The sequence below is a fragment of the Nostoc favosum CHAB5714 genome (assembly GCF_020829495.1).
Classification (GTDB): Bacteria; Cyanobacteriota; Cyanobacteriia; order Cyanobacteriales; family Nostocaceae; genus Nostoc; species Nostoc favosum.
Genome location: NZ_JAIVFQ010000066.1, coordinates 29,406 through 38,040, shown reverse-complemented (window position 1 = coordinate 38,040; position 8,635 = coordinate 29,406). Strand labels below are relative to the sequence as shown.

The 8,635-nt window shown below is 40.6% G+C and carries 6 protein-coding genes and 4 pseudogenes; 6 read left to right on the top strand and 4 right to left on the bottom strand.

The window, feature by feature from the left end:
* Nucleotides 1-75: 75 nt before the first annotated feature.
* Together LC586_RS28650 and LC586_RS42790 are read right to left on the bottom strand one after the other, a co-directional pair.
* The gene (locus LC586_RS28650) at nucleotides 76-306 is read right to left on the bottom strand and encodes a hypothetical protein (RefSeq protein ID WP_229488608.1); all 231 of its coding nucleotides are present in this window, start codon (nucleotides 304-306) and stop codon (nucleotides 76-78) included.
* Nucleotides 264-356, bottom strand: a pseudogene (locus LC586_RS42790) (AAA family ATPase); the annotation flags it as partial. The pseudogene LC586_RS42790 and the gene LC586_RS28650, both read right to left, overlap by 43 nt.
* A 485-nt stretch (nucleotides 357-841) precedes the next feature.
* Here LC586_RS42790 and LC586_RS42785 point away from each other — a divergent pair.
* The 4 genes and pseudogenes from LC586_RS42785 to LC586_RS28630 form a co-directional block, all read left to right on the top strand.
* Nucleotides 842-2,530: pseudogene (locus tag LC586_RS42785) on the top strand (ATP-binding protein); the annotation flags it as partial.
* Between the two features lie 150 nt (nucleotides 2,531-2,680).
* Nucleotides 2,681-4,390 (top strand): annotated as a pseudogene (locus LC586_RS42780) (GAF domain-containing sensor histidine kinase).
* A 615-nt stretch (nucleotides 4,391-5,005) separates the two neighbouring features.
* Nucleotides 5,006-5,542: a methanogen output domain 1-containing protein gene (locus LC586_RS28635; protein WP_229488603.1), complete on the top strand. Its 537-nt coding sequence runs from the start codon at nucleotides 5,006-5,008 to the stop codon at nucleotides 5,540-5,542.
* A 272-nt stretch (nucleotides 5,543-5,814) separates the two neighbouring features.
* Nucleotides 5,815-7,149: a PAS domain-containing sensor histidine kinase gene (locus tag LC586_RS28630; RefSeq protein WP_229488602.1), complete on the top strand. Its 1,335-nt coding sequence runs from the start codon at nucleotides 5,815-5,817 to the stop codon at nucleotides 7,147-7,149.
* On the opposite strand, the gene LC586_RS40860 is transcribed toward LC586_RS28630, so the two are convergent.
* Nucleotides 7,143-7,268 carry a hypothetical protein gene (locus tag LC586_RS40860; protein ID WP_267921738.1) on the bottom strand — a complete coding sequence of 42 codons (126 nt, stop codon included), beginning with the start codon at nucleotides 7,266-7,268 and terminating at the stop codon, nucleotides 7,143-7,145. The genes LC586_RS28630 and LC586_RS40860 overlap by 7 nt on opposite strands.
* Nucleotides 7,269-7,295: 27 nt before the next feature.
* Nucleotides 7,296-7,502 carry a hypothetical protein gene (locus LC586_RS28625; protein WP_229488601.1) on the bottom strand — a complete coding sequence of 69 codons (207 nt, stop codon included), beginning with the start codon at nucleotides 7,500-7,502 and terminating at the stop codon, nucleotides 7,296-7,298.
* Nucleotides 7,503-7,581: 79 nt separating this feature from the next.
* On the opposite strand from LC586_RS28625, the pseudogene LC586_RS28620 reads away from it, so the two are divergent.
* Nucleotides 7,582-7,731 (top strand): annotated as a pseudogene (locus LC586_RS28620) (two-partner secretion domain-containing protein); the annotation flags it as partial.
* 694 nt (nucleotides 7,732-8,425) lie between these two features.
* Nucleotides 8,426-8,635: hypothetical protein (locus LC586_RS28615; protein ID WP_229488600.1), on the top strand; the 210-nt coding region annotated here is incomplete at its 3' end.

Genomic DNA, 8,635 nt, shown 5'->3' with positions numbered 1-8,635 from the left:
CAGACGGTTTGCCGGGGGTTGGGGAAACTCAATCTAGGTCAAAGTCGAAAACCCGCAAGGGAGTAACTAGGAAGGCTAAGAAGTGATTCTTAGAAGCTCCGAGGCTTTAGCCCGGAGTGATGTCACACTTTGTTCAATAGATTGTTTAGCTGCTTCCCACTGGTTGAGTTCCTGTTGTGCCAATGATAGGTAACTCAAACTTAGGGCTTCGTTGGTGCGATCGCCTTGAGTATGATATTGTTGTGCTGCCTTTTGCCAAACCCTAATAGCTTCTGCAAAACTTTGAGAGAGGCTATATCTGCCCATTGTAAATTATCAAAAAACAGAACAAGAGGATGTTCTTTTTGGGCAAATACCTAATTTCTATATCTGCTTTTAACCCTAAACCACTTTGATATCTTTCTTCAGGCGTTATAACATATATTTTGCTACATATTACTACTATTAAAGCTGGTTTGTAATCCGCTAATATACTGTTGTTCTTAGGTTTGCTCAACAAGCAGCTACGTAATTGCCGTAGTAACTATTTAGCTGTACTATTACTGTTATTTGCTATTGATAGAATACACTGGCGAAGCGATCGCACCACACACATAAAGCCTTTTGGGTCGGTTTGTAGCTTCTTTGTCACCCCATCAGGTCACACATTTTGAAACATAACCTGGTCTTTTTAGTCACTTTATGCTATAAAGTCGCAAAAGCAAAGTCAAGCGCTGCTAGTTAACTCCGAGTCAGAGCCAGAATCAAACCGCAACGCGAGAGTGTCCTATGAGTTAGAAAAAGCTGATTCTTGGGCAGACTACTTTTAATAAATAGCTGATTTAACAAGAGTTGATCAAGTATGAATACAACAGTTGAGCCGATGGGCAAGCTTTTGAACTATCGAATTAGCGAAAAACTTTATGCAGGTTCTAGAACCTTAGTTTACCGTGCAATTCGAGAGGCTGATCAACTTCCGGTAGTAATCAAACTGCTTCAGCAAGATTATCCCACCTTCAACGAACTGCTGCTGTTCCGTAATCAGTACACGATCGCTAAAAATATTGACCTACCTGGTATTGTTCATCCCTACAGCCTGGAACCTTACCGCAACAGCTATGCTTTGATAATGGAGGATTTTGGCGGTATTTCCCTCAGAGATTGGATGAATACAAGAATGGAGAGCAACCAATATCCTCTGACAGAGTTTTTGGACATTGCGATCGCTCTGAGCAATATTCTTGACGAACTCTATCGCCATCGGGTTATCCACAAAGACATCAAGCCTGCCAACATCCTCATTAACCCGGAAACTAAGCAAGTCAAGTTGATTGATTTTAGTATTGCCTCTCTTTTACCTAGAGAAAGCCGGGAAATTCACAGCCCTAATGTTTTAGAAGGTACTCTCGCCTACCTTTCCCCAGAACAAACCGGGCGGATGAATCGCAAAATTGACTATCGCAGTGATTATTACTCTCTTGGTATTACATTTTATGAATTGCTGACTGGACAGCTACCCTTCCAGTCTAATGATCCGATGGAGTTGGTTCACTCTCATATTGCCAAGCAGGCAGAACAATTAGGAGACAGGAGGGAAGAAGAAATTCCTCAAGTTCTTTGTGATATTGTGATGAAATTGATGGCGAAAAATGCTGAAGATCGCTATCAGAGCGCATTAGGTCTGAAATTTGATTTAGAACAATGCTTGGAGCAACTGAAGAACACGGGTAGAATTAAGAGTTTCCCAATTGCACAAAGGGATATTTGCGATCGCTTCATCATCCCAGAAAAACTCTACGGCCGCCAAGCCGAAGTTCAAAGCTTACTAGATGCCTTTGAAAAAGTCAATCAGGGAAGCACTGAAATTATGTTGGTTGCAGGTTTCTCTGGAATTGGTAAAACTGCTGTGGTTAACGAAATCCACAAGCCAATTGTGCGACAACGGGGTTATTTCATTAAAGGTAAATTTGACCAATTCGGGCGCAACATCCCCTTCTCTGCCTTTGTACAAGCCTTTCGAGATTTAATCAAACAACTTCTAAGTGAAACTGATGGCCAATTCGAGCAGTGGAAGTGCAAAATTCTCTCTGCTTTGGGTGAGAATAGACAAGTGATGATTGAGGTGATTCCAGAACTGGAAAGTATGATTGGTAAACAGCCTCCAGCGCTGGAACTCTCTGGAAGTGCAGCACAAAATCGCTTCAATATGCTGTTTTTGAAGTTCACTCAAGTCTTCACTGCACCAGAACATCCATTAGTGATATTTATTGATGATCTGCAATGGGCAGATTCTGCTTCTTTAAAGTTAATGCACTTGTTAATGAGCGAAGCTGACATCGGCTATCTACTATTGATTGGTGCTTATCGAGATAACGAAGTCAACCCAGTACATCCACTGATGCTGACTTTGGAAGAAATTCAAAAGTTGGGCGCTACAGTCAATACGATTACCTTAGCTCCCCTTGATCAAACATCCGTCAATCATTTGGTTGCAGATACATTGAGTTGCTCCCTAACGTTAGCTGCACCGTTAACAGAAGAAAGTTGGCAAGCTCACTATCAACTCACATTTGAATTATCTCGAGAGTTTGCGGAGTGTGAATATTTAACTAGCAATTTTAACCAGGCTGAGACATTATTTAACTTAGCCTTAAATCATAGCCAAGATAAATTTGAAAAATCAGGCATTTATGCTATTAAAATGTACCTGAAAATGACTCATGGTGAAAATATCGAAGCTAGTATTGAATCTGGACTGAAAGGTTTGAGCATCATGGGGATGCATCTGCCTGTTACTTCTGAAGAACAGCAAGCTGCTATCGAAACTGAAGTTCAAGAATTAACAGCTAAACTTGCAACGATTCACACAGCAGATTTATTCAATTTGCCTGCGATGACAGATCCAGAGAAGAAAGTAATAGCTGACCCTTACATAATTCGTCAGCAACCCAAAAGCTTGCTGTGTACACCAATTCTCTATCAAGGCAAACTGTTGGGGATTTTGTATTTAGAAAACAATCTTACTACTGGAGCGTTTACCAGCGATCGCGTCGAAATTCTGAATCTGTTATGTACTCAAGCTGCAATCTCCCTGGAAAACGCCCAACTTTATCAGCAAGCACAAGATACTCTAAAAAACCTTGGACAGACCGAACAATTTTTGCGGTTAATTATCGACAATATCTTGCAATCTGTTTTCTGGAAAGACCGCAATTGTGTTTATTTAGGTTGTAACCAGAAGTTTGCTCAAACAACGGGTGTAGGAGTGCCAGAAAATATTATCGGTAAAACAGACTATGATCTATCTTGGACTGATGAGCAATCAGATTGGTATGTAGAGTGCGATCGCCGCATCATAGAGTCTGGACAAGCTGAACTTAATATTATCGAAACATTGCAGCAAGCAGACGGCAAACAAATCTGGTCGAATACAAACAAAATTCCACTACGAGATAAAGAAGGAAACGTTTTTGGCATCCTTGGCACATGTGAAGACATCACCGAACCCAAGGAAGCACAACAATTGCTGCAACAACAAAAGCAACAATTAGAAGAAGCGTTACAAGAACTCCAAACGATGCAATTGCAACTAGTGCAGGGTGAAAAAATGTCTGCCCTTGGTAATCTGGTAGCAGGTGTTGCTCATGAAATCAATAATCCTGTCGGCTTCATTGCTGGCAACATTGAACCAGCCAAAGATTATATCAAGGATTTGTTTGGATTAATTAACCTTTATCAACAGAAGTTCCCAGATCCCGGCTCAGATATCGAAGATGAAATTGATGGCATCGATTTAGACTATTTACGAGAAGATTTACCTAAGTTGCTCGACTCGATGAAACTGGGTGTTAACCGTATCCGCAGTATTAGCACTAGTCTGCGAACCTTCTCCAGAGCAGATAAAGATTACAAAGTGCCCTTTAATATTCACGAAGGCATTGACAGTACTATTTTAATTCTGAGACATCGTTTAAAAGCCAACGAAAACCGTCCCGAAATTGTGGTGTTAAAAGATTATGGCAAATTACCTTTAGTGGAATGCTTTGCTGGACAAATCAATCAGGTATTTATGAACTTGTTGGCAAATGCTATTGATGCACTTGAAGAATACAATACAAAACGGAGTTTGGAAGCCATTCTAGCTAACCCGAATTGCATCACTATTCAAACCAGTGTAGCATAATCAGGTCAGCATATTTTGATTAAGATTGCTGATAATGGAGTAGGGATGTCCCCAGAGGTGAAACAACGAGTATTTGACCATTTATTCACCACCAAACCTGTAGGAAAAGGCACAGGATTGGGATTAGCGATCGCTCGTCAAATTGTAGTAGAAGGACATGGCGGTTCACTCTCCTGCACTTCAGAACTTGGACAGGGGACAGAGTTTATCATTCAAATTTCTACTTAACAACAGTGATGATCAAACTACACAAAGTCTGGTTGAACAAGAGGCAAGGGAGCAGGGTGCAGGGGGAGAAGTATTTAATAATTAGACAATCTAAAATCTAAAATTGGCACGTTCAGCTTGAGGGCAAGGAACAGCGTTGAGCATTTACTTACCTGTAAATGCTCTTAAGTTTAAGTTAGTTCTGTAGCCAATTAGGGAAAACTATTCTTAGTAAACATGCTACTTACATCGGATTTCAAGGAATCAAAGCCAGGTATAAAGCCTGTTTTACTTCTGTTAGCGCAGCGGGGTGTAGCTCATTCTAACTTCTAATTTCTAACTTCTAACTTCTGATATCATGTCCGCTTGATTGCTTATTAAACCCGAAGAACCCCAAAGAGCCAATCGTCGCTTTGTCTCCCCTCCCGAAGAGCTCTTAGGGGCTGGGGGTGGGGTGTAATGGCTGTGGTTAGCATAACTATTTATGCGGACATGATATGACTTCTAACTTCTGACTTCTAACTTCTGAATTCTGACTTCTGCTGTAATTAAGGGATTTTGGTGTATCACTAACTTTCGCTTAACTAAGCGCCATTCATTCTTGTCCTATCTAAGTATTTAGGAAATAACACCATCATGGTTCACATATCTTCGCTCGACGACCAAATAAAATCCTTAGAATTACCGATTGAACGCGATCAGTTTCTGCGTACAATGATTCGAGAATTGGCTGGAACCCTACAAGATGTTGTTGGGATTGAACAGGCAGAAGGCTTTTTGAATGTGGTCGGCTATCGAACAGGTAAACATGTCAATCATGTTTACCAGAACGCTTTGCAACTGTCAAATCTTTCTCGTAACCAGGTAACTGCCGTCCTCGTAGATTGGAAACGCCGGATTCAAGGCGACTTTTACGTGATTGAAGAAACTGATGAGAAGATCGTTTTAGGTAATCGCAGATGCCCCTTTGCAGAACAGGTAGAAGGGCGCGAAGCCATGTGTGTCATGACATCTAATATTTTTGGCGCAATCGCAGCCGACAACCTCGGCTACGCTAGAGTCGAGTTACAAGAAACAATTGCTAGAGGCGGACAAGAATGCAAAATCGTCATTCATCTCAAACCTAGCGAAGTATTAGACGAGTTTGTAGCACAAGAATACTTCAAAGCATAGTAAGATCGTCAGGCGGGACATTTACAGACTATAACTCTTTCCCTGTAATATGTTCCGCCTAAAGTTGATGCCCCAAAGCATAGCTTATACCAGATTAGGATAGAATGTATTGTTTGAGATTTATGAAACAGCTTTGTAGTGAAAGCTTTTAATCCCAAATCTAAAATCTAAAATCCAAAATCTAAAATCCAAAATTACTATTAGTCTCTTCACTTTTACCCCGTCAGTGCTATGAACAACGGTAAAGATCCCTGCTTCAGTACCTCTAGATCATGACACCCGATCAATTTTTAAAGTTTGCCCAGGTTTTACCAGAACCTCTGCTTCTTGTGACTAGCGCAGGTGAAATTTTAGCACTTAATCAACCTGCTGCCAGACTCTTTAACAAGACCAGTAAAGCACTGATTGGTCAATGTCTTACCGAGCTTGTCACTGATTCTTCAGAGAAGGTCATCGACTATCTTCAAGCTTGCTCCCAAAGTCGTCAAATGATTTTGGGAGCCTTAACTATCCACCAAGCCCAAGGAGAGGGAATTGTTTGTCGTAGTCAAGGATCTGTGATCGAGCCGCGATCGCTAGAAAGCCCAGCCATTAATTTACTGCGGTTAGAAAAGCGATCGAGCGATCAATTCGTTGTGCTTAACCAAAAAAATTATGCACTGAGTAAAGAAATTCAACAACGCCAACGCATTCAGGTAGAACTCGCGCAATCGAATGAAACCTTAAGACAAACTCTGCTCAAACTGCAAAATGCCCTTGAAGTCGTCCAAACGGAAAAGATGTCTGGGCTAGGACATTTAGTCGCAGGAATTGCCCATGAAATTAATAATCCGATTAGCTTTATTCATGGAAATCTGACTTATGCTAGTGAATATTATGATGATTTACTGAAACTTATTCAACTCTATCAGCAAGAATATCCTAATCCGAGCCGAGTGATTCAGCAAGAAATTAAAGCCCTGGATCTAGACTTTCTTCGACAAGATATCAAACAATTACTCCAGTCAATGCAGACAGGTTCCCAGCGTATTAGCGAGATTGTTAAATCTTTGCGAAACTTCTCTCGATTAGACGAAGCAATATTTAAGGCAGTTGATATTCATGAGGGTTTAGAAGCTGCATTGATGATTTTACAAAGTCGTCTCAACCCTAACAAGCAGCATTCTGGTATTGAAGTGATTAAGGAATATGGAGAATTGCCTTTGATTTCTTGTTCTCCTGGGCAACTCAATCAAGTGTTTATGAATCTCCTGAATAATGCGATCGATGCTTTAGAAGAAGCTAAACGAGTCCGATGGTCTCCGACCGACGGTAGGTCATCGCAAGAAGTAATGCAAAATCATCCTAGTCGGATCTGGATTCGCACACAGAAACTAAACGATCGCTACATTGCAATTTTCATCAAGGATAATGGTAGTGGAATCCCCGCCCACATTCATCATCAGATATTTAATCCCTTCTTCACCACTAAGCCAGTCGGTAAAGGAACAGGATTAGGATTATCGATTTGTTACCAAATCATCGACAGCCATAATGGTCGAATTAATGTGATGTCCGATCCAGCTTGGGGAACTGAATTTAGCATTGAGTTGCCCATTGTTTACTGATAAACCAATGGCATTGCCGTATTCATCTTGTGGTGTGCGGTATCCAGAATTACTTGTTTAGTAAACCAAAAAGTTTTTCCCCAGAGAGCGATCGCTAAATACTTAAATGGGCGAACCACGAGTGATTACTTGTAACTCAACAGCATTTACTGATGAGCATGAGTTGCACTGCAAGGTACATCTTTCTGCCATGAACCATGACCGCCAGCAGGTACATTAGCAGTAAACCAAAAAGTTTTTCCCCAAAGAGCGATCGCACTACAAGAGTGCATTTGGTTAAAAGTATCTGGACGTACACCACACATTGCTGTAAAGTCTTCTGATTTCAGGCTCTTTACCTGTTCGTAGGTCATAGATGCTACCCAACTCTAATCTACTTGTCCCACGGATCTAGGACTTTTGCAAGAGGTCTATTGATGTTAAGGGTAACTGAGCGATCGCATAGATGGTGGTGCTGTTCGCGGTTCTGGTCTCTTTCATAGTTTTCAAGAGTTCAATGTCAGAGAAGGAAGAGGGGCTTATTTCAGCAATCCAACTGGGATTGAGAATATTTTCAGCCGTGTGACAAAGAGTAATGCCTCATATCATGTCCGCCAAATTACCCATAATAAAAGAACCCCACCCCCAACCCCTCCCCAAGAATAAGGCTACGGTGTACACACAAGTCGTGAAATTCCACCTGACGCTTGGTTTCGTCCTCTAGCTCTGGGTTGTTGGATTGTTCCGGGAAGCCCGTCATTGCGAACGCGAGTGCGTCTCGTAGAGAGGAGGAACGACGAACGCAAGTGCGTGTCGCAGACAAGCAATCGCTTTAACTACGGGATTATGCGATTACTTCGCTTTGCTCGTAATGACAATTTTATTGGGTCTAGAAAGCTTGAAACCCTTGCAGATACCACTTGTGTGTACACCGTAGGCTCTTCGGGAGGGGAGACAAAGCTTAGCTTTCTTTACCTGACTTTTACCTATTTTCGATTTTTTAGTATCCTAATTAATCAATAAATATCTGACTTTTTCCTATTGTATTATTCAGAATCTAGTATAAATATAATGGTATGTTTGAATAAAATTCAACTTTCATTGACTACTAATAATTAAAGGAGGTTTATTTTGAAAGTAAAGATTTTTAAGTTAGATAGGTTTGTTATTTGAAGTAACAGTAAGAAAATTTTTTGGGCAGATATTATTGTCTTTGTAGCTGTGGTTTTCAGTGCCCCAAAGGGTATTTTACTTAGTGCAATAATCATAATTTTTTAAATGGAACATTGTTATCACCATGTACGAAACAAAAAAGTTAGCTATCAAAAAGTTTAGTTTTTTGCAAAAATGGATTAATTTTGGCAAATATCCGCACCAATTTGCTAATGTCAACGGTGATGATCGAACTGATATTGTTGGTTTTGGCTATGATGCTATTTATGTATCTCTTGGTCAAAGCAATGGAACTTTTGGTAAAGCTTTTGTAGCCATAAATGATAATTTTATT

Bases quoted from the DNA above. Each gene is read 5' to 3' on its own strand.
- LC586_RS28630 (WP_229488602.1), top strand. From the start codon at position 5,815: ATGACACCCGATCAATTTTTAAAGTTTGCCCAGGTTTTACCAGAACCT.
- LC586_RS28625 (WP_229488601.1), bottom strand. From the start codon at position 7,502: ATGACCTACGAACAGGTAAAGAGCCTGAAATCAGAAGACTTTACAGCA.
- LC586_RS28650 (WP_229488608.1), bottom strand. From the start codon at position 306: ATGGGCAGATATAGCCTCTCTCAAAGTTTTGCAGAAGCTATTAGGGTT.
- LC586_RS28635 (WP_229488603.1), top strand. From the start codon at position 5,006: ATGGTTCACATATCTTCGCTCGACGACCAAATAAAATCCTTAGAATTA.